This window comes from Nitrosospira multiformis (assembly GCF_003050865.1).
Lineage (GTDB): Bacteria > Pseudomonadota > Gammaproteobacteria > Burkholderiales > Nitrosomonadaceae > Nitrosospira > Nitrosospira multiformis_E.
Genome location: NZ_QAOK01000032.1, coordinates 1 through 22664, shown reverse-complemented (window position 1 = coordinate 22664; position 22664 = coordinate 1). Strand labels below are relative to the sequence as shown.

Genomic DNA, 22664 nt, shown 5'->3' with positions numbered 1-22664 from the left:
CTGTCCATTCTTCAGCAGATGAAAACGCCTCTACCGGACACTTCACATCCTGCTGAACACGCTGGAAACACCATCGCTTCCCTGCGTAAAGCAGCCACGAATTGCCACGCCTGTCACCTCTGGGAACATGCCACGCAGACTGTCTTCGGAGAAGGTTCCCCGCGCGCATCGATCATGCTCGTCGGGGAGCAGCCTGGAGATCGTGAAGATATTACAGGCCATCCATTCGTTGGACCGGCTGGATCGATTCTGTCGCATGCGCTGGCAGCAGTCGGTTTATCGCGAGAAGAAGTCTATGTTACCAATGCCGTCAAGCACTTCAAATTCGAACTACGTGGCAAACGACGTATGCACAAGAAACCGGTCGATGCCGAAATCGTGGCGTGCCATGCCTGGCTCCAACGCGAAATTGAACTGATAGCGCCCCGTCTGATCATTGCCCTGGGCGCCACGGCGGCTCGCTCACTGCTGGGCCGCCCCACCCCTGTCAAAGTCAACCGGGGAAAATTACTCGAATACGCAGCGGACGTATCATTGCTGATTACGGTCCACCCCTCGTTCCTGCTGCGTGTACCGGAGGAAAACAAGGACGAAGAATACGAGCGCTTCGTGGATGATCTCAAGCTGGCAAAGCCCTTTCTCGGCTGAGTTACACTGAGACAATGGCCCTGTTCGCTCGGCCATTCTGCTTAACCCTTCCCCGTTTCCCCCTGCCTCCCCTTATCCCCCTATTGATCCGGTCAGAAATATTATGAATCTCGTCATTCCGGGCCTGACTCTGAATCCAGCAAACCGGAATCCAGCCCAAACCAATAATAGCGTGCTTTGAACGCCGCTGGATACCGGCTTTCACCGATATGACGTTCGTCCTGCTTACTCGCTGACTCAACAGCTCCTCCCCTTCTCGCGAAACGGCGTTGTTTTTCTGCTGTCAAATTTCTGTAATGGATGAGATGGGAGAAATGGATGAAACGGAAAAATCTGCAGTTCGAAATCGGATTTCGCATCGTTCTTGGTAACCCGAGTTCGCAGGCGGCTGAAATGGTTTTGCTTCCAGGAAAGGCTGAAGGAGGCCCACATAATCGCCACCGCGGTGCTGACCAGTGGCTGTATGTCGTTTCGGGAATGGGTATTGCAACCATAAATGATAAGCGCTATCGCCTGGGGGAGGGTTCCCTTTTGCTCATCGAGCGGGGCGATGAGCATGAAATCCGCAATACGGGAGAAGACCTGCTCCGAACACTCAACTTTTATGTTCCCCCTGCATATACGACTGAAGGGGAAGAACTGTCGCGTGGACGGAGTTGAGAGCGAGTGAGCGAGACGCGTATCGGTATTTCCGGCTGGCGTTATCCGCCCTGGCGCGGCGTATTCTATCCACCCGGACTTCCCCAGCACAGTGAGCTTGAATATGCTGCCAGGATATTGCCGACTATCGAGATAAACGGAACTTTCTACTCTTTGCAGACACCGGACAGCTTCCAGCGCTGTTATGACGACACTCCCCCCGGGTTTATTTTCAGCGTTAAAGGATCGCGCTACATCACGCATATCCGGCGCCTGAGCGACATCGACATTCCACTCGCCAATTTCTTCGCTTCGGGAATATTCAATCTCCGGGAAAAACTCGGCCCCATCCTGTGGCAATTTCCACCCAATTTTCGTTATGATCAGGACAGAATGAGGAGGTTTTTCGACCTCCTGCCACGAGATACAGAGCAGGCTCTGCATCTGGCCCGCCGCCGGGACAAACGCATGACAGGCCGCGCACGCCTGGCGATCGGCGCAAAACGCCCTCTACGGTATGCCGTTGAAATACGGCACGACAGCTTCCTCGATGAAACCTTTGTAGAACTCCTGCGCGCGCACAATATCGCACTGGTCATTGCAGATACCGCAAGAAAATGGCCTTACCGTGAAGACGTAACGACAGATTTCCTCTATCTTCGCCTGCATGGTGATCAGGAAATTTATGCGAGCGGATATACCGAGGAGGCATTGGTACGTTGGGCGCAACGAATTCGCCTCTGGCGCGAAGGTTTACAACCCGACGACGCGCATCTCATCTCACCGCATCAACCGCCATGTATACCTCGCGACATCTACTGTTACTTCGATAACAGTATCAAAGTAAAAGCGCCTTTCGACGCCCAATCATTGATCTCCAAGCTTTAGCCAAGAAATGAGTTCCAGGAACGTTCTCGCGTTTATTTCATGACACGAGATGTTGGGGTTCGAGCTCCGAGCCCTTCTATCTTCCCCATCCATCCTGAGCAAGTCGAAAGATGAACGATGATCAGAACAACTCGCCGAAGGGTAGCCCGCTACTCACGGCGAATACGGAAAAGACCGTCCCCCTCAGGCAACGATGTAGAAGGCTCTACCGGTTAGTGTGATTTGAGCTGTCATCCTTGCCGTGCTGCCCGGATTTCCCACTTTGCGACGAGTATGAGGCCTCCTTCTCATGCTCAGCATGTGAACCGACTTTTCCACGTGATTCCCCGCCTTTGCGCCCTGCTTCTCGCGCTTCCTGGGAATCAAACTCATGCGCCGTACCCTTCTCGTGCGCGGCCTTGCCACCTTTTCTGCCCGCCTCGCGCGCCTCTTCCGAATCAAACTCGTGCGCCGTGCCCTTCAGATGAGCCGCCCGGCCCCCTTTCCTGCCCGCCTCGCGTGCTTCCTCAGAATCGAACTCATGGGCAGTACCTTTCAAATGAGCCGCCTTGCCGCCTTTACTGGCGATTTCACGCTGCTTGTTTGCATCCATTGAAGCAAAACCGCGCTTGTCACCGCTTTTTCCTCGCTCTTTATCTGCAACCATGCCATGCCTCCAAATTATCAAATACTTTTAAAACCTCCCTCTGACAAGCCACCCGGGAGGGTTTCTTATCTCAATTTGTTAAAGTTAAAAGCAGAGAATGATTTATCCTAGCCTGGAAAACACATTTGCTCTGTTCGGAAGCATACATAGTCCAGTTTATTCAAGTTGTTGCAATGATTCCTGTTTTTCACTCCGGCAGTATCGATTGGCGAGGGAGAGTCGCTGGCATGGGCGAAATAATTCTGCAATACCGTGCAGACCGCGAATTCCACTATTCCGGCGGCTCTCCGCAGGCGAAGATAGGCAAGGAGATAGCCATAGCGCGCCTTCGCAAAGATCACGTTTCGCTTCAAACAGGCGTTACTGGCATTCATAAGATCAAGATACTGTTGGAAGAGCTGCTATTTAGGATAATCGCCAGTCCGAGTAGCAGAGCTAGGGCATGGAGCTATACAGAAATCTAATCGTTTTAACTGATTTGATTCGACTTCTCCAAGAACGACTCCGACCAGATTGTCCTTGCCATGTTGTGCAACCACTACACAAGGCTCATATCGGAAATACTCTGGCATTTTTCCCATCTCTGCGAACACTGTTGCCTTGGATTTCTCGATTGCTTGCAGCTTCACTCTGAAATAGTCCAGAAAAGTATCTCTGGATGTGATTTCCTGGAAGACCATTTGTGATGAATAATGGAAATCGACTGCAAGAATAGGCTCAAGGGGCGCAGGATTGAGAGTGTTGAGCGCCTTAGCGTATGCGCGAAGGGCATCTTCAAGGGTCAGACTCATTTATTGCTCCTGGAGAGCTTGAGGTCTGCAAAGATTATACTTTTTCTCCCTCGACTGAGAAAATAATTGAAATAAGGAGCCGAGTACTGGCAAATATAATTACTTATCGAATTTATCGGAAGGAGAGATAAATGAAATTTTCAGCTTTTGTTCCCCGACCGGCTTCTGACTATTGTCCTCCCGAAATAAGCCGAAGTGCTTGCACAAACGCTCATGCGCGCTGTTTTTGTCCCACACCTTGATCTTGCGCACACCTGAAGCATTGACTTCAATTGCTGCGAGCGCCGCAGAAGGCAGTAAAAAACCCGCACTCAGGCGGGTTTTTGGGTGTTGTTGGATGATCTGATGGAGGCGGGGGTCGGAATCGAACCGGCGTCCACGGCTTTGCAGGCCGCTGCATAACCACTCTGCCACCCCGCCTTACTATACGATCTACGGCGACCGTATTGCTACTTTGGCACCATGCTGTGCGAGAACAAAAAGCAAAAAGGGAAAACGGATATTTTTAGCCTGAGTCCCTCAAGTTCAATCTCGACAGAGACCGCAGCAATGATCCATTTTCCCAGTAACTGGAGCGGGAAACGAGGCTCGAACTCGCGACCCCAACCTTGGCAAGGTTGTGCTCTACCACTGAGCTATTCCCGCGAAAAACAGCCTGCCATTATAAGGGCGGCGCTATCTTTGTCAAGAAAGCAATAATCCAAAAGTATTCGCCTGAAGGTTAAAAAGCATGTAACTCCGGGTGTTTGCCCCTATTATGCATAAAGGAATAGCAATCTTGGAGTACTTATAACAGCGTGATAAGTCGGGGCCGTAGCGCGGCATTGTGCAAGACAGATTCAGATAGCTGTTTCCCGCCGGTTTCTTCCGGTCGAAGCTCGTCTGTTTTTTGTAAACCCTTATTGAGTCGGCGAGCAAGCAGTACAAACGTCATACCGGCGGAAGCCGGGATCCAACGGCGTTCAAAGCACGCCATTATTGGTTTGAACTGGATTCCGGTTTGCTGGATTCCAGGTCAGGCCCGGAATGACGAGATTCGTAGTATTTTCTGACCGGATCAATAAAGCATCCTACACCTCTGGCGGCTCCGGGTTCAGGCCCGACATCACGATAATTTCCATCGGCGCGAGATGGCTCAGGTTTGATGCTCTTGCGATCACATCCTGTTCCTGCAAGAGCTGATACTGAAACGCGCCCTCGTACATATCCTCCACCAGCAGTTTCACTACTCTCTTCGGCCATCCTGTCATCCACCGGTTGGCAATCCCGATTCCCGTTTCTCCCGATTCGCATATCATTTCCCGAACCTGGTCGGGGTATATATCCGGGTTGTACAGTGATTGCATTTTCTCCTCCCTTCCTCCCTTTATCGCGGCTTGGTCAGCCATGCTTCACCAGCTGCGGAATCGCGATCTTGAGATAGTAGGCCATCGACCACAGTGTCAGTATTGCCGCAAGATAGATCAACCAGGTGCCTATCTCATGCGAATCGAAGCTTTCACCTATTTTTTCGTGATATAGCAGTAGCGGAATGGCCGCCATTTGCGACACGGTTTTCAATTTCCCCAGAAAGGAAACGGCCACGCTCTTGCCTTTGCCGATCTGGGCCATCCATTCGCGCAAGGCCGAAATGGCGATCTCCCGTCCTATGATGATGAAAGCGATGAGCGCATCCAGCCTGCTCAGGTAAACCAGCACGATGAGTGCGGCAGCGACCATGAGCTTGTCAGCAACGGGATCGAGGAACGCACCGAAGGCCGAGGTTTGCCGCAGTATGCGCGCAAGATAACCGTCTAGCCAGTCGGTAATGGCGGCGCCAGTAAAGATAATGGTTGCGATCAGGTTCTGGTCGGCGTGCGATAACCAGGTCGAGGGAAAATAGAATATACCCACGAACAGCGGAATCGCCACGATGCGCAGCCAGGTGAGAACATTGGGCAGATTAAAAGGCATAAGGGTCGGGAATATGCCATTAAAAAACGAATCCGGAAAGCGTCCTACTGCAGGCCACTGAGCCTGCAGGCCCGGTAAGATTCAATGCAGTTCCCTATAAATTTTCTCTGCCAGCGCGCGACTGATACCGTCAGCCTGCTGCAATTCTTCGATGCTCGCGGTGCGCACGCCTTTCAGCCCCCCAAACCTTGCCAGCAGGCTTTGCCGGCGTTTGGCGCCAACACCGGCGATCTGCTCCAGGCTTGAACGAATGCGGGACTTGCCGAGTTTTGCGCGATGACCGTAAATTGCAAAGCGATGCGCTTCATCCCGAATCTGCTGGATGAGATGCAATCCAGGATGATCCTTTGACAATTGTAATGGTTTTTCCACCTCCGGGAAAATCAATTGCTCCAGCCCCGGCTTGCGCTCCTCGCCTTTTGCCACGCCTACCAGGTTCGCATCGCTCAACCCCAACTCTACCATAACCTCGTGAGCAGCGTTGATCTGCCCTCTTCCCCCGTCGATCAGGATCAGATCGGGTAGATTGCCCTCGCCTTCAGCAATTTTATGGTAGCGCCGCGAGAGCACGTCACGCATGGCGGCATAATCGTCTCCCGGCGTGATACCAGTAATATTGTAGCGACGGTACTCGCTGTTGCGCATGGCGAAGTTGTCATAAACCACGCAGGAGGCAACGGTGGCTTCACCCATTGTATGACTGATATCGAAACATTCAATCCGGCTCAACCCGGTCATATCCAGAGCCTGCTGCAAAGCTTGCAGCCGCTCCTCCTGGCTTGCCTGGCGGCCCAGCATTTGTTCCAGCGCAAGGGTGGCATTTTCTGCCGCCATATCCAGCCACACGCGCCTGCTGCCTATCGGGTTCACATTGATGCTCACCTTATGGCCAGCCTGCTGCGTGAGCAGAGCCTGGAGTGATTCCCGCGGAATTTTCTCTCCCACGATGATCATATCCGGAACGCTGCGATTGAGGTAGTGCTGGGTCAGGAAAGCTTCCACTATCGCAGCGAGATCATATCCTTCTGCATTTTGCGGAAAAAAACTCTTGTCCCCGAGGTGACGCCCTCCTCTGACCATCGCAAGGTTGACGCACACCCGACCGCCACCGTTATTCTCTGCCACGCAGGCAACGATATCGGCATCCAGCGCTCGCCCGCTATCCACGAATTGCTTTTCGCAGATCTTTCGCAGGGATTGGATCTGATCGCGAAACAACGCCGCTTGCTCGTATTCCTGTTCATCGGCGGCCTCATGCATTTTTCTGGTAATACTTTTCAAAACCTCCGTTTGCTTGCCGTGCAGAAAAAGTTCTGCATCCCTTGCGTCTTCCGCGTAGGCTTCTTCACTGACCAGATCGACGCAGGGTCCGCTACAGCGTTTGATCTGGTAGAGCAGACAGGGACGCGTGCGATTGCTGAAAACACTGTCTTCGCAAGTACGGATGCGGAATATCTTTTGCAGCAGCTGGATGCTCTCCCGCACCATTCTCGCATCGGGGAAGGGACCAAAATAGCGGTGTTTCTTGTCGAGCGGGCCACGGTGAAAGCCAAGCCGGGGAAACCTGTGTCCGCTCAAGACCACATAGGGATAAGATTTATCGTCCCTGAAAAGTATGTTATAGCGAGGATTTAAGCTTTTTATTAAATTGTTTTCGAGTAACAGCGCCTCTGCTTCAGATCGCGTAACGGTGGTTTCGACTCCCGCAATCTGGGAAACCATGAGTTGCGTGCGGGGACCCAGGCCATTCTTCTGAAAATAGGAAGAAACACGTTTCTTGAGGTCAATCGCCTTGCCGACATAAATCACCTGCCCGGCTGGGTTCATCATGCGATAGACTCCAGGCTGGGATGGAAGGCCGGCGCAAAACGCCCTGGCATCGAAAACCGGTTCTGCCTGCAAGGCGATCAGTCCTCCTCACCCAGCAGGCTGCCTGCGATGGCCCAGTTTTCATGGGGCATTTCATCGAAAGCGATATAAGTATAGGATTTGGGCTTATGCGCGATGCGCTCCAGCGTATCGGTTATTTCCTGAGCGATCTGTTTCTTCTGCTCGCGACTGAGCGAGCCGGCAATACGGATATTGACGTAGGGCATGGTTAATCTCCAGGTTTCGGCTGCGATGCCTGTGCCTGCTGTAAAGCCAGGTCAGAGCGGATTTTTGCAAACACTCCTTCGAACATTTCTGTCGTCAGGCGATGAGTCTGGGTATTGTAACGGCTGCAATGATAGCTGTCATATAGCGTCAACCCGTTGCGTTTCGAGTCATCAGGCCCGCAGTTTCCAGCAAGCACATGAACGGCACCATGACGGAAGGCATGGGACTTCGGCTTGAGTCCCAATCCCATCAGCACAGCCTGATGAGCAACCGCGCCAAGAGCCAGCAGCGCGCTACCGCCTCCTTCAGCAAAGGCTGAAATCTCATGTGCGAGATACCTGTTGCACTGCCTGATCTCGCTTGCCTCCGGTTTGTTCTCCGGCGGAAGACATTTGACGGCATTAGTGATGCGGCATTGCATCAGTTCCAGGTTGTCATTGATGGAAGCAGACCCTTCATGGTTGGCAAAACCGAACTTGAAAAGTGTTCCATACAGGAGAACGCCCGCAAAATCGCCTGTAAAAGGCCTGCCCGTCCGGTTCGCGCCGTGCATTCCCGGCGCCAGCCCGATGATCAGAAGCCTGGGCCTGGGATCGCCAAAAGCAGGCACCGGCCGGGCATGATAATCGGGGTGGCGCGCTTTTACCTCATCCAGAAATCCGGCCAACCGGGGGCAACGGCGGCAATCTGCCGAAAACTCAACCGGGGCAGAATTATCATCAGTTTTTTGTAGTAAGATGCGCGCTTCTTGATTCAAACGAATTCACCAAAAAAATATGGCTAAAGTTCTTGCTACCGAAATTCGCGTCGGCAATCTGATTGAATGGGACAAGCGAATCTGGCGCGTACTGAAATGTTACCACGTCCATGTTGGCGGCCGCGGCGGGGCCTTCATGCAGGTGGAAATGAAAGATATCGAAGCAGGCACAAAGACCAACCAGCGCATCCGCACCGAAGACAAGGTGGAACGTGCTTTCGTCGAGCCGCGGGAAATGACCTTTCTCTATCAGGAGGGCGACAATTATATCTTCATGGATAAGGAAAACTATGAGCAATTGAGCCTGTCGCGTGATTTCCTCGAAGGCCAGTATGAATATCTGCTGCCGAATACGGATATCCAGGTCAATTTCCACAACGATCGGGCAATCGGCGTGCAACTTCCTGCCAGTGTGGTGCTCACCATCACCGATACCGAGCCCAACCTGAAAGGCGCCACCGCGACCAGTTCCTACAAGCCCGCCACGCTGGAGACCGGGCTGGTCGTCATGGTCCCGCCGTTCGTCCTGCAGGGGGAAAGAATCAAGGTCAATACCGATAGCGGTGAATATATCGAGCGCATGTAGGCCCCTTATAGCGGTAGGCTTTCCTTATAGCGCTTCAGCGAGGCGGGCAAGGAAAATAGACAATTCATCCTCCGGACAGACCATATGAAGATGGACAGGATTCAGGCAGCATGCTCGTTCGAGGCCGCGCATCCCCACTCAAAACTTCTGCGTCAAAAACTCAACTGAGTACGAAATGAAAGTACGGCTGGACTGTCCTCCCGGTTGGGGGTGCCCGGACCGCTGTTCCCGATCGAGGCTTTCGTCAGATAATAATTGAGCATGAAACGCAGACCCTTGCGAACATACCAGTTAGCGCCCAATGTAATGACCTCTACCTGGCATTTTGAGGTTCCGGTACCGCAGGGGTCAGCGATCAGGCTCTGAGCCATGTTTTCAGCGAAATCGTAGCGTACGGCAAGTTCGAGAGCCCCCCATTCTCCTCTGGGCTTTGGTTTGCCCAAAGCCCCGCGCTCTTTCCGGTAAACGGTTCTCTCGCCCGTCACAAACCAGCTCCCCTGCACGTAATAGGATTGTATCGTCGAATTTTTTTGCTTGCCTGATACAAGATGCGTATCGTCGAGCGTCGAATTTACGTACTCTCCCTGCAAGGTCACCGGCCCAAGCGCACACGCGGTTTCGAGGGCAAAGGTCGATTGGCTGCTATGGCCGGCTAAAGCCGAACTTTTGCCAGCAACCCCGAGAGATTTAGTAATTCCGCGACGACCGCCGTAAATATCCACAAACTTTGCTGCAAGGGATTCGCTACTGGAGGTATCCATACTATAGGAGAATCCGAAGTGAAGAATGTTACCTTCGTTCGCAAATGGTACCCAGAATAAGCGCCCTCCATAGCTCGCGCCTGAAATAGGCATACCGGCGTGCGTCAAACTCATGATATCCGCAGCGTAACCGATCTGCTCGCGGAAGATTCCTTTGTAACCCACTCCCATCAGCCATTGCCGTCCGCTGTAAATGCCGGTAGATGAAGTCGAAGGACGCTCCATCATGGTAACTTCATTTGAGCTTGTCAATTCCTCCATACCACGATAAGCCTTGAACTGGCCGACGGTCAACAGACCCGGGCCAAGCTTTGCTGAAACCCAGACCTCCCGCAGACTGCCGGGAAAAGTGCCAGCGGCAAAGTCGTTCTGGAATTTGAAACCCAGATCATAGATTTTGCCTGTTACGTCCGTATACCCCCGCCGGAAGTTAAACCCGCTATCGGGAAAGCTGCCGGGTATCTGGCTCCCGAACGGTGGATAGGAGGAATGGGCTTTATCGTTATCGAAGGCATGTACATCGAGATGAGTCCGCGCGCCGAAAACCATTTCAAAATTGCCATTCTGACTTTTGATTTTAGGACTATCCGTTGTATCGAGAATAAGCGCTTGCGCCCAGGCAGGAGGAGCGCTCATCAGGACAATCAAAAGGCAATATTGAGGAACGGTATTTGCTGTCAACGGGCTGAAAACCGTAATGGCATGGATAAGCCTGGAGTCGGCCCAGCCGCACCTATCAGTATGCGCGTGATAACGTACTGAATAATTAAGAAGAAGACCTTATCATTGAATTACCGCAATTTTGCTACTTTAACAAGAGAATGACCATGAGAAATTCGGCATCATTCCGGCTTGTTGAATACCTTCTGGGGAGAAGCAGGCGATGTAATTTTCAGCCCCGCCGATTCCCGCCATGTCCCCCTCCAGTTACGATCCGGCCGGGACTGGATTGCACCCCAAAGGACAGCTTCGTGTGTTACCGCACTGACCCGCCCGTGCGCTCTACGTAATCTTTCAGACACAGCAATATCGCTGGATCGACAAGAAGGAATAACCATGAAATCATCTTCGACATCAATTAACCGGGGACTGGCGTCGATATTGGCGCTGACGGGTGCAGCAGTTTTCAGCATTGCAGGTGTGGCGTATGCCCAATACGGCGGCGGGGCGAGTTCCGGCCAAGGAAGTTCCGGGGGGCAAAGTGGCTACACCGGACAAGGTTCTCAAAAAGGACCTGGCGGAGAGCCGACTCCATACGACACTCTTGAAGAACCTATGGATTCAGGTTATGTAGACCAGGAGAAAAGAGTTGACCGCGCCAAAGATCCGCGCTCACCCAGTCCGGAAGGTCATGTCCCGAACTTCCCCGTGGACAAAGAGGGAAGACCCATAAAGGATCCGAAGTATGAACAAGGTGGACCGATCGGACCGAACTGATCGAGGAATGTTGCCGCGGTATTGAACGTTTACCGCGGCAACTCTTCCTTTCAGCCCCATCCTTGCAGTACCTACCCTTCCATGCCTCTGCCTGCCCTTCAGAATCCCGGAATCCCTTTCAACGTCCGTTTCAAAGCCCTTCTGGCGCTTCCATTTCGCCAGGAGAAGCAAGAGGTTCACGTAACGCTGTGGCCGCAATTCCCGCCAGCGCGATCAGTCCCATCCCGAGCAGTGCTACGCCGGTAATCCGGTCCCCGAATAGCAATACTCCATACAGGTAGGACCAGGCAATGCCGAGGTATTGAAGGCTGCCATTGACAAGCAGTTTTCCGATCGCATAGGCGCGGGTAAGCAGTAACTGGGCCAATGTCGCAAGCAACCCCATGGCCAGCAGCAATCCCAGGCCATGCAGCGTGTGAGCGTGCCATCCACCTGCAAGGAATGTTACCAGGGCTCCCCCTCCCATGCTGGCAATGGAGAAAAAAAATACAACGCGTGTATCCGGCTCACCTGCTCTGCCGAGTGCAGCCACATGGAGGTATGCCATTGCGGTGAGCAGGCCGGAGAGCAGGCCTACGAAACCACCCCATGTCTGATCATTCTGGATCGCAGGCCGAAGAATACAGATGGCGCCAGCGAACCCGGCAAAAATTGGACCGATCAGACGCGCATCGGCTCGCCCCTGCTTCCGAAAAACTGAGCCGCCGATGAGCAGGACAGCCATCCAGATAGGAGCCGTGTAATTCAGTGTTACAGCGGCAGAAAGTGGCAGTGCTTCTATGGCGTAAAACCAGAGCCCAAGTGCGCACACACCCGTCAGACTTCGCCAGAAGTGCAACGCCGGAACGGAGGTGCGAAGCGTGACGCCCCGCCTTCGCGCCAGTGTAAACACGATCACGGCTCCAACGAGGCCTCGATAAAACACCATTTCACCCGTACCATACTCTGCCGAAGCAAGCTTGACACACATGCTCATGGTGGCAAAAAGCAAGGTTGCGGCAATCATGAGCACGGGCGCTGATATTTCCCCCTCCGCTTTCCTTCTCGAGGTTTCGTCAATCAACATTCAGCTTAAGTTTAACCTTCAAAAGCTCCACCAAAAACCTGGCAGGACAAATATCCTATCCGCTTATTGAATGAAGCAGCAAATAGCCATTAGGGTAAGGCCCGGCAGAGCAAGTCACTGCAAGAAGCAGGCAGTTGGTTTTTTGAGGCGCCCTGTATAAAATCTGCGCCATGAGCATGATTCAACCACCTATCGATTTTTCAGCTTCTTCCGTTGACGTTGCGCGCTCCCTCATAGGCGCCACCTTGCTTATAAACGGAGTTGGCGGTCGGATCGTAGAGACAGAAGCTTATGACCATGATGATCCTGCCTCGCACAGCTTTTCGGGTCCTACCAGGCGTAATCAGGTGATGTTCGGCCCTCCCTGCCATGCCTACATCTACCGCTCGTACGGCATTCACTGGTGCCTGAATTTTGTCTGCCGTCCCGCGGGACATGGAGCTGGCGTATTGATTCGCGCGATCGAACCACTTGCCGGGCTGGATATCATGCGTAAGCGGCGAGGGCTGAGCGATGAGAGGCTTCTCTGTTCCGGCCCTGGCCGGGTATGTCAGGCGCTGGGCATCACACACGAGCATAGCGGAATGCCGATCGATACTCCTCCATTTCAGCTTACCCCTTCCTCTGATCCTGTTCCAGTTGTAACAGGTCCGCGTATAGGGATTTCCAAAGCAAAGGATGTCCCCTGGCGCTTCGGACTTGCCGGTTCCCCTTTTCTGAGTCGTCCATTCCGCTAGCGTTACGCGCACACTGCGTGTCCCATATTCCCGGCTAGGGTAAAGAGGGACCTCGGCACTTCGGCGGTCATTCCAGTGCAGCCACTGGCATCAATGAGATGGAGCAGGTGGTGGGTTACTCTGCCACGGAAAGAATTTGCCTCTTTCCCGTTTCATACTTTTCAGCTTCAACGCATTCGGGAACGCCATAGAGCTCCATGCATTTCATCGCGAATTTGTAAAGCTCGACAGCGGTCTTAATCCCGAATCTGTCGCGGATGTTAAGCCTGTACGCCTCCACCGTTCGAACCTTCACATCCAGTTTTCTGGCAATCTCTTTGGTCGTCAGGTCCTGTGCAATATATTTGAGGACACACATTTCCCTGGGCGTAGGTGGCCGCTGATGCATTGGCTCAATTTTATCGCCGACCCAAATCTGCCGGCCTGCCGCGACCTCGTCAACTGCATGTAATATCTGCTCAGCAGCTTCATCCTTTGAAATATAACCCTGCGCGCCAGAGCTTTTTGCCCGCTCGATGTATTCCCGCTTCTTATGTGTGCTGATTATGAGCATAGCGGGCTTACGAGGGAATTTACTTAAATTGTCCACAAGCTCCAATCCCTCAACTCCCTGGGGCAGTCCTATATCGATCAGCATCACGTCGATATCGGTGAGTTTTGCGTATTGGAGGGCCGCGTTTGCAGTCGCTACCTCCTTCACGACCAAGAAATCCCGGTCCGTCTGGAGCAGATTTCGCAGTGCGTCACGATACAGAGGATGATCTTCGACCAGCATTATTTTTACAGTCCCTGGAGTATTCATAACGTTCCCTTTACTTATTTAAACATTTCCCTTACTTGATTCAGAGCCGCGGAACCACGGCGCGTATTATCACGCCCTCTTTCGTTGAGGTAATGCTCAACATTCCTCCAATCTCTTTCACCCTCTCTCTCATGTTGATCAAACCCATGCCGGGACTAAAGTCCTCGCCCTCGGGAAAGCCTCGTCCGTTGTCGGCCACGACAAGCTCTACCTTCCGCCATCCGACCCGCAATCGTATCGCTATCCTGGTTGCCTCGGAATACTTTACCGAATTTTGCAAGGCCTCCTGTGCTATGCGATACAGTACAAAACTGCTGTCAAGCCCAAGTGGACGAGCTTGACCAGGAATCGTCAACTCAATTTCTCCACTGAAGGAACCCGCCCATTTCTCCTGAAGCTGTTGCAGCGTGTGGGCAAGTCCAAACTGCATTAATGTTTCGGGATGAAGCCCGTGAGAAATTTCGCGCACCTCGGACATAGCCACTCCAATTTCGGCTGCTGTGTGCCGCAAAGCCTCCTCAGCCAGATCTGTCGGCCCATCCACCTCCATCAGTTCCAGCGCTTTTCTTTCACTCGTCAACTTCGCAGCTCCTAATCTCTGGCAAACTCCGGCATGCAGCTCTCCGGCGATGCGCTTGCGTTCCTTCCAGGTTGCGTCACGCCGCTCCCAGGTGTTGAAGCTCCAACCGAACAATATCATCACGGTAACACTTATAAGAGCGGTGGCCGCGATCCAGACAGTCGTATCGAAGACGCTGCGGGAAACCTGTGCATCGATACGGGTTAAAGCATCCTCGACATCATCCAGGTAGACTCCCGTACCCAGTATCCAGCCAAGGTTGGGAAGTTCCACGACGTAGGCACGCTTCGGCGTAAGAGTATTATCGCGGGAGGGCTTTTCCCATAGGTAATCCTCGAAACCGCCCCCAGCACGTCCTCTCCTGACGAGGTCCTGGATAACCAGCTTGCCGTTTGCATCCTTATAATCCCACCAAACCTGCTGAACTCTTTCCGTCAGTCGGGGATGCATGAGCGACTTGCCGTTTATGTCGAACAGAAAGAAGTATCCGTCACGGCCGCCATACTCGAGTTTTGCCAATGTGGCTTTCGCTTGCTCCCTCGCGCCCTCATCCCCCGCCCCGGCTTTGTCGGCGCCTTCAATTGAATTTTTCGCCAACGCCACGTAGTTTTTCAATTCTTCATCTTTGCTGGCGAGGTAAGCTGTCTTGATAACTTGACGGAGTTGTTCGGCCAACAAGACTGAATGACGATGCACTGTCATCGCGATGACGAACGACACGACGAGCAGCGGTATGACCGCGAAAAGAATGATTTTTTGTTTTAGTTTCATATCGGCATCTTAGCTATAATCTTCCCGCTGTTCTCTGGTACTTTTACTAAAGTCCTCCTGAATTTATCCGTATCCTTGCGCGTACTGTAACTTCTGGTAATTTGCGAAACCTTTCTCTGGTAATTTCCCGCTAGCGCAAGCTCTTCATCATTATCTACGATATATCAGACCTGCTCGTACACACCGGCTTCGGATTAATGCCGATCTTGAGGACTCGTATGGGCGGTATCAGCTTCAATCTCTTCAATAGGAATTCGAATCGGGAGAAAAAATGAATACCCTTATCAGCAAACTCGGCTGGTTTGCATTTGCCGCCATCGGTGCGTTCGCCTTTGCAGTTGTCGCCCTGAATCGCGGCGAACCGATTGGCGCCCTATGGATCGTTGTCGCAACAGTCTGTGTCTTCACCATCGGCTATCGCTTCTACAGCCGGTTCATTACCAGCAAAGTGCTGGGGCTCGATCCCACTCGCATGACACCGGCTTACAAGCACAACGATGGGCTGGATTATGTGCCAACCAACAAGTATGTGCTATTTGGCCATCATTTCGCCGCCATTGCCGGTGCTGGCCCCCTGGTCGGGCCGATACTGGCTGCGCAGATGGGCTACCTGCCCAGCATGCTCTGGCTCCTCGCAGGTGTCGTGCTCGCCGGCGCGGTGCAGGACTTCATCGTGCTGTTCATTTCAATCCGGCGCGATGGCCGCTCGCTCGGCGATCTCATCAAGTCCGAGATGGGGCAGTTGCCGGGCATGATCGCCCTCTTCGGCACATTCTTCATCATGCTGGTCCTCCTTGCGGTGCTCGCCCTGATTGTGGTCAAGGCGCTGGCGGAATCGCCCTGGGGAACGTTTACCGTCGCCGCCACCATTCCTATTGCGCTTTTCATGGGAGTTTATGCACGCTACATTCGCCCCGGTTCCATTGGCGAAGTGTCGCTGATCGGCTTTGTGCTGCTGATACTCTCGATTGTCGGTGGCCAGTACGTGCAGGAGATTCCCTCGCTCGCCGCGCTGTTCACGCTGACTGGCGAGCAACTCACATGGCTCCTGATCGGTTACGGATTCATTGCCTCCGTGATGCCGGTATGGCTGCTGCTGGCGCCACGCGATTATCTCTCGACATTCCTCAAAATTGGTACCGTGGTCAGCCTGGCAATCGGCGTCCTCATCATCTCACCAGAGCTGAAGATGCCGGCATTGACACAGTTCGTGGATGGCTCGGGGCCGGTCTGGTCAGGCAGCCTGTTTCCCTTCCTGTTCATTACGGTAGCGTGCGGGGCAATATCCGGCTTTCATTCCCTCATATCTTCCGGGACCACGCCCAAGATGATCCGCAATGAGCGCGATGCACGCTTCATCGGCTACGGTGCCATGCTGATGGAATCATTCGTCGCCATCATGGCGCTGGTTGCCGCCTCCACCATCGAGCCCGGGGTGTATTTTGCCATGAACAGCCCGGCGGCAATCATCGGCACCACAGCGGAATCCGCAGCCCAAGCCATATCTCAGTGGGGTTTCCATGTCACGCCCGAGATGATCACGCAAACGGCACGGAATGTCGGGGAGCATACCGTCATTTCCCGCACTGGCGGCGCGCCCACCCTGGCAGTGGGCATGGCGCAAATCCTCTCCGATGTGCTGGGCGGCCAGGCGATGATGGCCTTCTGGTATCACTTCGCCATTCTGTTTGAGGCGCTTTTCATCCTCACCGCAGTCGATGCGGGTACCCGCGCCGGACGCTTCATGTTGCAGGATTTGCTGGGTTCATTCATTCCTTTCATGAAGCGCACCGATTCCATAATCGCCAACCTGATTGCCACTTCTGTCTGTGTCGCAGGCTGGGGTTACTTTCTCTATCAGGGGGTGGTTGATCCTCTGGGTGGCATCAATACCCTGTGGCCGCTATTTGGCATCTCCAACCAGATGCTGGCAGGCATCGCCCTGGTATTGTGCAGCTGTGTGCTGTTCAAGATGAAGCAGGATCGTTTCGCGTGGGTGACAATTCTTCCTGCCGTCTGGGTTTTTGTCTGCACCCTGACCGCAGCCTGGCAGAAGATATTCGATCCCAATCCACGCATCGGTTTTCTGGCGCATGCAAACAAATACAAGGAAGCCGTCACGGAAGGCACGGTGCTTGCGCCGGCCAAATCCATCGGACAGATGCAGCAGGTGATTTTCAACGATTATATCAATGCGTCGTTGGCGGCATTATTCATGCTGGTACTCATCAGCATGCTGGCATTCGGCATCCGCACGGTGTTGCGCGCCCGCGCCCTCGGCACCCCCACCGCCAGGGAAGCGCCATTCGAGTTATTGCCGGTTGAAGCCGTATCAAGAACGTGATGACAGAACGTGAAGGTGATTTCGGGAAAATTAGCGAGGAGAAGCAAACGATGTTAACCAGAATTGTGAGTGGATTGCGTTATTTCGGGCAGGGCATGCGGCTGATGGTAGGCATGCCTGAATACAGCACTTACGTCGCACACATGCACCATGCGCATCCAGATCGGCCCGTCATGTCATATGAGGAATTCTTCCGCGAGCGCCAGGAGGCAAGGTATGGCGGCAATGGCAAAGTGACGCGATGCTGTTAGAGCGTTTCCCATAAGACAATCCATCCACCTGTCTTGACTATCCCAGCCACCTGAGCCTTTCCTCAAGCTCAGGAATGGGTACACTGTGAACAGGCGGTTCGTCTTTTGCAATAAAGGACGGTTAAAAGCGCAAAAGACGCGGCTATTAGCGTACGCCTATTTAGCCTTCTTGTCAGTTCACGAGTGTACGGAAAAACCGGGAATCTCCCCCTTATAGTCTTGCTTCAGCTAGCCGGCTGAAGCAGATGCAGATGCATCTGTCTCTTCATATTCAAGGGGGTTATCATGAACTCGATTAGACGCGGTCTTATATTAATAAGTTGCTCAACCGGTTTCGCATTTGCTCAGTCAGCATACGCTGCAGATGGAACAGCCAGCGCCTCCCTTGACTGGAGCCAGCTCCAGGTTTCGGTGACGGGCGTGGATGGAAACGTACCTACCGTAACTTTCTCCAACGAATACACCAGCTTAAGCTCGTCATCTCATGTTCGCGACGAAGGAAGCGAATACAATACAAAGTCGATCTACGATTGGACTTCGTCCATCACCGCAAATGCGGATGCCACTACCAACACCTATGCCTCTGCCTCCGCCTCCGCTTCAACCTTCTCGGCCAACGCTCAATCGTTGGGTGAAGATTCTTCTTACTACTGGGATACCCCCAGCGCCTCGGCCTCTGGATATCGAACGGAAAACTTCACTTTCGACGGGCCTGGCGTGTTGACCGTAACTATCCCCTATACATTAAATATAACTGGGGGAGAACAATATAATTACTATGACTCCACCTCGGCCTCGGTCAGTGCTTCCGCGAACTTTTATGGCTATGAGGATAATGGAAGTTTCAATTCATATTCGAATGCCTCCTTTTCCCTAAATTCCTACTATGGGGAATCGCCCGACTCAAAATCAGGAAACCTCGTTTTCGGCATCTTTGCCGCCGGCCCCGGCAGTGGCTCAATCAGTTTCAATATGAATGCCGCGATGGGCAGCCCCAGCATGATACCGGAGCCGGAATCTTACGCCATGCTGCTCGCGGGGCTGGGACTAATAGGTATGATCGTGCGCCGCCGAAGTGCTGTCAGCATAGCTTAAATTTTTATCGGCCTAAGCCTACTTTTTGACCTCCCCTCCCTTCTGATCTTTTTGCTTTATCCCCCTCTCGCTCCGGAGAGGAAACATGGGAGAGGAAGAAATGGGATGGGACGTCAAACAGTTTCATGCCTGGTGACTTGGATAGCAGCCGCACTCTTTCATTCCATTTGCGTCCGATCCCCAGAATCTGAACGCCTCGATCCTATCCTCACGGCCATTCACACTATCACTCCCTCTTTTCCCATTCCCTCTCCTGCTTGCGGGTGAGGGAACGGAGGGAAGGATATTTGGTCGAGCTTATTAGCCTAAAAATTGGCAACTACCGTCAGGCGATAAATACGCGGCGCACCGGGAAGGATATTGTTATTGTTATTCGCGGAGGCAATATAATCGATATTGGCTAGGTTCTCGATATTTGCCTGGACACGGATGACCTTGTTGAGCCGCACGAACATCGCTGCATCCATGCGCGTAAAGCCTGGCAACAGCACCGTGTTGTCGAGCGCGGCGTACATGCTGCTGCGGTGAATCACGCCCAGCCCGAGCCCGAGAAAAGGTGTGAAATCATAGCGGTTCCACATGGAAACGGTATGCTTGGGAACCTGCGCCACAATCGAGCCTGCCGGCACAGTTGTACTCCCCGTACCCGATATCGTGCGGGTAATCTCGGCATCGGTATAGGCGTACCCCCCCATCACGCTCCACTGCGGGGTGATTCGTCCCATCAAGCTCACCTCTGCCCCACGAGCCCTCTGTCCATCAACCAGCATGCTCTGGGTGGGCTCATTTGGAACGGGAGCGATGACGTTGCTGCGCTCGAGCTGGTACAAGGCTGCGGTAAAGGAAAGATCGGGTCGAATATCCCATTTGGCCCCCAGCTCCAGATTCATGAATTGTTCCGGCTTGAGAGTCGCATTGCTCGGACTGATTGAACTTAGTTGATCACCCGCCCGCGGTACATAAGCCAGGCTGTAGTTGCCGTAGATGGAAACCGGATCGATCGGCTTGTAGATCAAGCCGACCCTCGGAGAAAGCAACCCGTCATTGGTATGAAATCTGGTACCGTCACGCTTATCAATGAAATTCATGTCGAAATTATCGTAGCGTAGACCGAGAACGGCTTTGACCTGGGGAAGCAGAGTGATCTGATCCTGGACATAGACGCCTACCACTTCGACCACACCGTGGTTGTTCGCATCCCCACTGCGGTTGGCTGGATTAAAAGCAGTTTGCCTGAAGGTTACTGGATCAAAACTGATGGGGTTGAAGAAAGGTACACTTACACTTGTGGTGCTGTTGTTGAAAAACCCGGTGTTGCGGAAATTATCCGAAATCTGGCGGCCATACTCCACGCCCGTCATGAATTCATGGTTTACGCCCCAGGTGTTCAGCTTGAACAACAAGTCGGTCTGGGTAAAAAGGTTCTCCCGCTGAGTAGCGTTGTTATAGGCTGAAATCCCTACCGTGCCGGTCGCATCCTCGGCTGTGGCAACACCATTGGCATATATATTCTGGTAGAACTTGTCGTAACTGGCATAACGGGTACGGTTGCGTATCTTGACCTCGTTATCGAAGTTATGTTCGATCAGGGAATTGAGCGACCAGGCGTCGACATGTGTCGGACTGTTGGCGGCATTGCCAAAGAAGGTAGATCGGTGGGTATCAGCCGGACGGCCGGAATCCACGACTCCTGCTCGCGTCCCAAATGAAGGAATGCCCCGGTCCGCCGTGCGGCGGTCAAAAAAGTATTCCCCGCTGAAAACGACTTTCGTCTGGGCAGTAGGTTTGAACGTGAATGTGGGATTCACGCCGCCACGCTCCAGCTCGACGCCATTGCGAAAACTGTTCGAGTGCTCGTACATGGCGTTGAGGCGGACAGCGGCAACGTCATTGATGGGCTGACCCAGATCGACAGCAATGCGCTTGTGACTGAAAGACCCGTATTGGGCCGCGATCTCCCGCACCGGCGTCCAGCCGGCTTCCTTGGTGACCCGATTGATTACACCCCCTGCCCCGCCGCGGCCAAAAATCATTCCGTTGGAACCCTTCAGAACTTCAACCCGGTCGATATTGTAGAGGTCGCGGAAATACTGGACATCGTCACGCAGACCGTCGACATAAAAATCCCCGGTCGTATTGTTGCCTCGAAAAATCACCGCATCACGATTGCCTTCCCCTTGCGAGGGCACGACCCCCGGCACGTAGCGCACTACGTCAGTAATGCTCTGCATGGTCTGATCCTGGATCATATCCTGGGTCATGACGGTTATGGACTGCGGCACATCGCGCAATGGCGTGTCTGTCCTGGTAGCGCTGAAACTCTTCGTCGCCATGTAACCATCTGTCGGCTCGGTTACAGCACTTGCAGTCACCCTGATAGGAGGCAGGACGGTCGGTTGCTCGCTCACTCCCCTTGGCTGTTTCCTTACAAGATAGCCTTCCTCCTGCGACGCCCACTGCAAGCCACTGCCAGCCAAAAGATGCTCCAGCCCCTCCTGAACCGAAAACTTGCCGTTCAGCCCTTTTGTGGCGACGTCTTTCACATCAGCCGCAGCAAAAGAAATGCTGACTCCGGCTTGTTGGGCAAAACGGTTGAGCGCATCTGCCATTGCACCTGCAGGAATACTGTAGGTGACAGCGGAAGCCTGGGCGACAATGTTTGATTCTGCCATCGCTATCTGGGGCAGAGCCAACGAGGCCAACCCCAATCCGATCAGGGCACCGCGCACGGCCACGATAAGACGAGATGGACGAAAACCGCATTCGGCCCTGCCCTCATCGTGCTTTTGAACGGGCTTATTATTTTTAAGGGAAGGCACGCAGTTCAACACCTCAGTTCTGCCACTCTCACATGTTCCATTTGAAACAAGCCACGAAGTATTCGTGAAATCGGTATCTTGCAGATTTTTATTACTCACAGCCCATACTCTCCGGCAAAACGGATAAAAAAATATAAACTGGCTGGCTTGCTCCGGAGGAGCTGGCTGGCTAAAAAGCTGCGGTTCACGCGCAGACGTTCATCCCGACGGGATGGTTAAGAAAATTCTTCCTTCAACGCTTACTGGTATTATTTCTGTCCGACTTTACGTGAGCTGCTGCGGGCGCATTCCGTGTGACGAAAATGCCTTGTGTCTCATGTCTCGCCTTGAAAACACGGAACTGAAAGCAGGAAATGAGAATTTGAAATAATTTTTATGATCTCATTAAATGAGAATTATTTTTATAATATTTCAACAATGAAGGAAAAGCAATAAGCTGACCAAGATCCCCGGATCGGTTTTATAGCACGATAAATATGAGATTTTGAAGGGAAGTCTGCAGTTTGTTTTTTCCGCCTTGGTCAGCGTCGGGGACAGAGTTACCCACTATTTGTCGTAATTTCTTACACTCGCGCCTCTAAAAAGCAGGATTAGCTACGTAAGCTCATGTTTTATCGAGAAAAGGATATGCGGCATGATTTTTGCTCCCGATGATAAGGCTATAGTTTGCTTTTTCAGACCTGAAAGACATGGAAAACGGGCAAGGCCTATAGCGGCTCCAACGTAACTTTTACTAAACTACCACCTACTAGAAGTAGGTGGGTTAGCGCAGCTTGGGTGCAGACGACTAAAGTCGCCTATCCGCACCAAGCTAGCGCGCATGAGTCAACACATTTAAAGTCAAAGTCACCGTCTAAAGACGGTGGTTTTTACCAAATTTATAGAAATAAACGCAGGGATTATAAGGAGATACAATAATGAATAATCTTTCCAAGATAGCGATAGCTGCTTTAGCGTTCGGAGGTTCCATTTCCGCTGCATCGGCCGCAGGCGTTA

The 22664-nt window shown here is 52.8% G+C and carries 22 protein-coding genes and 2 tRNA genes; 9 read left to right on the top strand and 15 right to left on the bottom strand.

Features of this window, described 5'->3' with window-relative positions:
• Nucleotides 1–18: 18 nt before the first annotated feature.
• From C8R21_RS13390 to C8R21_RS13375, 3 genes are all read left to right on the top strand, one after another.
• On the top strand, nucleotides 19–648 hold the full coding sequence (locus C8R21_RS13390; RefSeq protein WP_107763152.1) for a UdgX family uracil-DNA binding protein: 630 nt from the start codon (nucleotides 19–21) through the stop codon (nucleotides 646–648).
• A gap of 318 nt (nucleotides 649–966) precedes the next feature.
• Nucleotides 967–1308: a cupin domain-containing protein gene (locus C8R21_RS13380; protein ID WP_107763150.1), complete on the top strand. Its 342-nt coding sequence runs from the start codon at nucleotides 967–969 to the stop codon at nucleotides 1306–1308.
• Nucleotides 1309–1314: 6 nt separating this feature from the next.
• Nucleotides 1315–2175 (top strand): DUF72 domain-containing protein, encoded by an 861-nt coding sequence (locus C8R21_RS13375; protein WP_107763149.1) that lies wholly within the window; start codon nucleotides 1315–1317, stop codon nucleotides 2173–2175.
• A gap of 205 nt (nucleotides 2176–2380) precedes the next feature.
• On the opposite strand, the gene C8R21_RS13370 is transcribed toward C8R21_RS13375, so the two are convergent.
• From C8R21_RS13370 to C8R21_RS13325, 10 genes are all read right to left on the bottom strand, one after another.
• Nucleotides 2381–2821: a KGG domain-containing protein gene (locus tag C8R21_RS13370; RefSeq protein ID WP_107763148.1), complete on the bottom strand. Its 441-nt coding sequence runs from the start codon at nucleotides 2819–2821 to the stop codon at nucleotides 2381–2383.
• 107 nt (nucleotides 2822–2928) lie between these two features.
• Nucleotides 2929–3195: a hypothetical protein gene (locus tag C8R21_RS13365; RefSeq protein ID WP_107763147.1), complete on the bottom strand. Its 267-nt coding sequence runs from the start codon at nucleotides 3193–3195 to the stop codon at nucleotides 2929–2931.
• A 27-nt stretch (nucleotides 3196–3222) separates the two neighbouring features.
• On the bottom strand, nucleotides 3223–3612 hold the full coding sequence (locus tag C8R21_RS13360) for a hypothetical protein (RefSeq protein ID WP_107763146.1): 390 nt from the start codon (nucleotides 3610–3612) through the stop codon (nucleotides 3223–3225).
• Between the two features lie 346 nt (nucleotides 3613–3958).
• Nucleotides 3959–4032 (bottom strand) — tRNA-Cys (locus tag C8R21_RS13355).
• A 150-nt stretch (nucleotides 4033–4182) separates the two neighbouring features.
• Nucleotides 4183–4257, bottom strand: a tRNA-Gly gene (locus tag C8R21_RS13350).
• 425 nt (nucleotides 4258–4682) lie between these two features.
• The gene (locus C8R21_RS13345) at nucleotides 4683–4958 is read right to left on the bottom strand and encodes a hypothetical protein (protein ID WP_146162498.1); all 276 of its coding nucleotides are present in this window, start codon (nucleotides 4956–4958) and stop codon (nucleotides 4683–4685) included.
• Nucleotides 4959–4992: 34 nt separating this feature from the next.
• Complete coding sequence (gene pgsA / locus C8R21_RS13340; RefSeq protein ID WP_107763145.1) at nucleotides 4993–5565, bottom strand: CDP-diacylglycerol--glycerol-3-phosphate 3-phosphatidyltransferase; 573 nt, start codon at nucleotides 5563–5565, stop codon at nucleotides 4993–4995.
• Between the two features lie 81 nt (nucleotides 5566–5646).
• Nucleotides 5647–7467 carry an excinuclease ABC subunit UvrC gene (gene uvrC / locus C8R21_RS13335; protein WP_107763144.1) on the bottom strand — a complete coding sequence of 607 codons (1821 nt, stop codon included), beginning with the start codon at nucleotides 7465–7467 and terminating at the stop codon, nucleotides 5647–5649.
• Between the two features lie 5 nt (nucleotides 7468–7472).
• The gene (locus tag C8R21_RS13330; protein ID WP_107763143.1) at nucleotides 7473–7661 is read right to left on the bottom strand and encodes a tautomerase family protein; all 189 of its coding nucleotides are present in this window, start codon (nucleotides 7659–7661) and stop codon (nucleotides 7473–7475) included.
• A 2-nt stretch (nucleotides 7662–7663) separates the two neighbouring features.
• Nucleotides 7664–8419: a uracil-DNA glycosylase gene (locus C8R21_RS13325; RefSeq protein ID WP_107763142.1), complete on the bottom strand. Its 756-nt coding sequence runs from the start codon at nucleotides 8417–8419 to the stop codon at nucleotides 7664–7666.
• Between the two features lie 19 nt (nucleotides 8420–8438).
• Between C8R21_RS13325 and efp the strand changes: the two genes are divergently transcribed.
• Complete coding sequence (gene efp, locus C8R21_RS13320) at nucleotides 8439–9005, top strand: elongation factor P (RefSeq protein ID WP_074974179.1); 567 nt, start codon at nucleotides 8439–8441, stop codon at nucleotides 9003–9005.
• Nucleotides 9006–9157: 152 nt separating this feature from the next.
• Here the strand turns inward: efp and C8R21_RS13315 are convergent, their stop codons facing one another.
• A complete protein-coding gene (locus tag C8R21_RS13315) occupies nucleotides 9158–10402 on the bottom strand; it encodes an OprO/OprP family phosphate-selective porin (protein ID WP_107763141.1) in 1245 nt (414 codons plus the stop codon).
• Between the two features lie 420 nt (nucleotides 10403–10822).
• Here C8R21_RS13315 and C8R21_RS13310 point away from each other — a divergent pair, with 420 nt between their 5' ends.
• Nucleotides 10823–11203 carry a hypothetical protein gene (locus C8R21_RS13310; RefSeq protein ID WP_107763140.1) on the top strand — a complete coding sequence of 127 codons (381 nt, stop codon included), beginning with the start codon at nucleotides 10823–10825 and terminating at the stop codon, nucleotides 11201–11203.
• Nucleotides 11204–11333: 130 nt separating this feature from the next.
• On the opposite strand, the gene C8R21_RS13305 is transcribed toward C8R21_RS13310, so the two are convergent.
• Nucleotides 11334–12269: a DMT family transporter gene (locus C8R21_RS13305; protein ID WP_107763139.1), complete on the bottom strand. Its 936-nt coding sequence runs from the start codon at nucleotides 12267–12269 to the stop codon at nucleotides 11334–11336.
• Between the two features lie 170 nt (nucleotides 12270–12439).
• On the opposite strand from C8R21_RS13305, the gene C8R21_RS13300 reads away from it, so the two are divergent.
• The gene (locus tag C8R21_RS13300; protein ID WP_074974185.1) at nucleotides 12440–13006 is read left to right on the top strand and encodes a DNA-3-methyladenine glycosylase; all 567 of its coding nucleotides are present in this window, start codon (nucleotides 12440–12442) and stop codon (nucleotides 13004–13006) included.
• Nucleotides 13007–13121: 115 nt separating this feature from the next.
• On the opposite strand, the gene C8R21_RS13295 is transcribed toward C8R21_RS13300, so the two are convergent.
• Complete coding sequence (locus C8R21_RS13295; RefSeq protein ID WP_258192417.1) at nucleotides 13122–13781, bottom strand: response regulator transcription factor; 660 nt, start codon at nucleotides 13779–13781, stop codon at nucleotides 13122–13124.
• A gap of 67 nt (nucleotides 13782–13848) precedes the next feature.
• Nucleotides 13849–15159, bottom strand: a complete 1311-nt coding sequence (locus C8R21_RS13290; RefSeq protein WP_107763137.1) for a cache domain-containing protein — start codon at nucleotides 15157–15159, stop codon at nucleotides 13849–13851.
• A gap of 271 nt (nucleotides 15160–15430) precedes the next feature.
• Between C8R21_RS13290 and C8R21_RS13285 the strand changes: the two genes are divergently transcribed.
• The 3 genes from C8R21_RS13285 to C8R21_RS13275 all read left to right on the top strand — a co-directional run bounded on the left by C8R21_RS13285 (nucleotide 15431) and on the right by C8R21_RS13275 (nucleotide 18849).
• Nucleotides 15431–17503 carry a carbon starvation CstA family protein gene (locus tag C8R21_RS13285; RefSeq protein ID WP_107763136.1) on the top strand — a complete coding sequence of 691 codons (2073 nt, stop codon included), beginning with the start codon at nucleotides 15431–15433 and terminating at the stop codon, nucleotides 17501–17503.
• A 50-nt stretch (nucleotides 17504–17553) separates the two neighbouring features.
• Nucleotides 17554–17754: a YbdD/YjiX family protein gene (locus C8R21_RS13280; protein WP_107763162.1), complete on the top strand. Its 201-nt coding sequence runs from the start codon at nucleotides 17554–17556 to the stop codon at nucleotides 17752–17754.
• A 285-nt stretch (nucleotides 17755–18039) separates the two neighbouring features.
• A complete protein-coding gene (locus tag C8R21_RS13275) occupies nucleotides 18040–18849 on the top strand; it encodes a PEP-CTERM sorting domain-containing protein (protein WP_107763135.1) in 810 nt (269 codons plus the stop codon).
• A 305-nt stretch (nucleotides 18850–19154) separates the two neighbouring features.
• On the opposite strand, the gene C8R21_RS13270 is transcribed toward C8R21_RS13275, so the two are convergent.
• The gene (locus C8R21_RS13270; RefSeq protein WP_258192416.1) at nucleotides 19155–21767 is read right to left on the bottom strand and encodes a TonB-dependent siderophore receptor; all 2613 of its coding nucleotides are present in this window, start codon (nucleotides 21765–21767) and stop codon (nucleotides 19155–19157) included.
• Nucleotides 21768–22664 lie beyond the last annotated feature (897 nt).

Coding starts and splice junctions, on each gene's coding strand:
- C8R21_RS13390 (WP_107763152.1), top strand. CDS start 19: ATGAAAACGCCTCTACCGGACACTTCACATCCTGCTGAACACGCTGGA.
- C8R21_RS13305 (WP_107763139.1), bottom strand. CDS start 12,269: ATGTTGATTGACGAAACCTCGAGAAGGAAAGCGGAGGGGGAAATATCA.
- C8R21_RS13365 (WP_107763147.1), bottom strand. CDS start 3,195: ATGAATGCCAGTAACGCCTGTTTGAAGCGAAACGTGATCTTTGCGAAG.
- C8R21_RS13360 (WP_107763146.1), bottom strand. CDS start 3,612: ATGAGTCTGACCCTTGAAGATGCCCTTCGCGCATACGCTAAGGCGCTC.
- C8R21_RS13275 (WP_107763135.1), top strand. CDS start 18,040: ATGAACTCGATTAGACGCGGTCTTATATTAATAAGTTGCTCAACCGGT.
- efp (WP_074974179.1), top strand. CDS start 8,439: ATGGCTAAAGTTCTTGCTACCGAAATTCGCGTCGGCAATCTGATTGAA.
- C8R21_RS13315 (WP_107763141.1), bottom strand. CDS start 10,402: ATGAGCGCTCCTCCTGCCTGGGCGCAAGCGCTTATTCTCGATACAACG.
- C8R21_RS13285 (WP_107763136.1), top strand. CDS start 15,431: ATGAATACCCTTATCAGCAAACTCGGCTGGTTTGCATTTGCCGCCATC.
- C8R21_RS13300 (WP_074974185.1), top strand. CDS start 12,440: ATGAGCATGATTCAACCACCTATCGATTTTTCAGCTTCTTCCGTTGAC.
- C8R21_RS13380 (WP_107763150.1), top strand. CDS start 967: ATGAAACGGAAAAATCTGCAGTTCGAAATCGGATTTCGCATCGTTCTT.
- C8R21_RS13310 (WP_107763140.1), top strand. CDS start 10,823: ATGAAATCATCTTCGACATCAATTAACCGGGGACTGGCGTCGATATTG.
- C8R21_RS13370 (WP_107763148.1), bottom strand. CDS start 2,821: ATGGTTGCAGATAAAGAGCGAGGAAAAAGCGGTGACAAGCGCGGTTTT.
- C8R21_RS13290 (WP_107763137.1), bottom strand. CDS start 15,159: ATGAAACTAAAACAAAAAATCATTCTTTTCGCGGTCATACCGCTGCTC.
- C8R21_RS13295 (WP_258192417.1), bottom strand. CDS start 13,781: ATGCTGGTCGAAGATCATCCTCTGTATCGTGACGCACTGCGAAATCTG.
- C8R21_RS13280 (WP_107763162.1), top strand. CDS start 17,554: ATGTTAACCAGAATTGTGAGTGGATTGCGTTATTTCGGGCAGGGCATG.
- C8R21_RS13330 (WP_107763143.1), bottom strand. CDS start 7,661: ATGCCCTACGTCAATATCCGTATTGCCGGCTCGCTCAGTCGCGAGCAG.
- pgsA (WP_107763145.1), bottom strand. CDS start 5,565: ATGCCTTTTAATCTGCCCAATGTTCTCACCTGGCTGCGCATCGTGGCG.
- C8R21_RS13345 (WP_146162498.1), bottom strand. CDS start 4,958: ATGCAATCACTGTACAACCCGGATATATACCCCGACCAGGTTCGGGAA.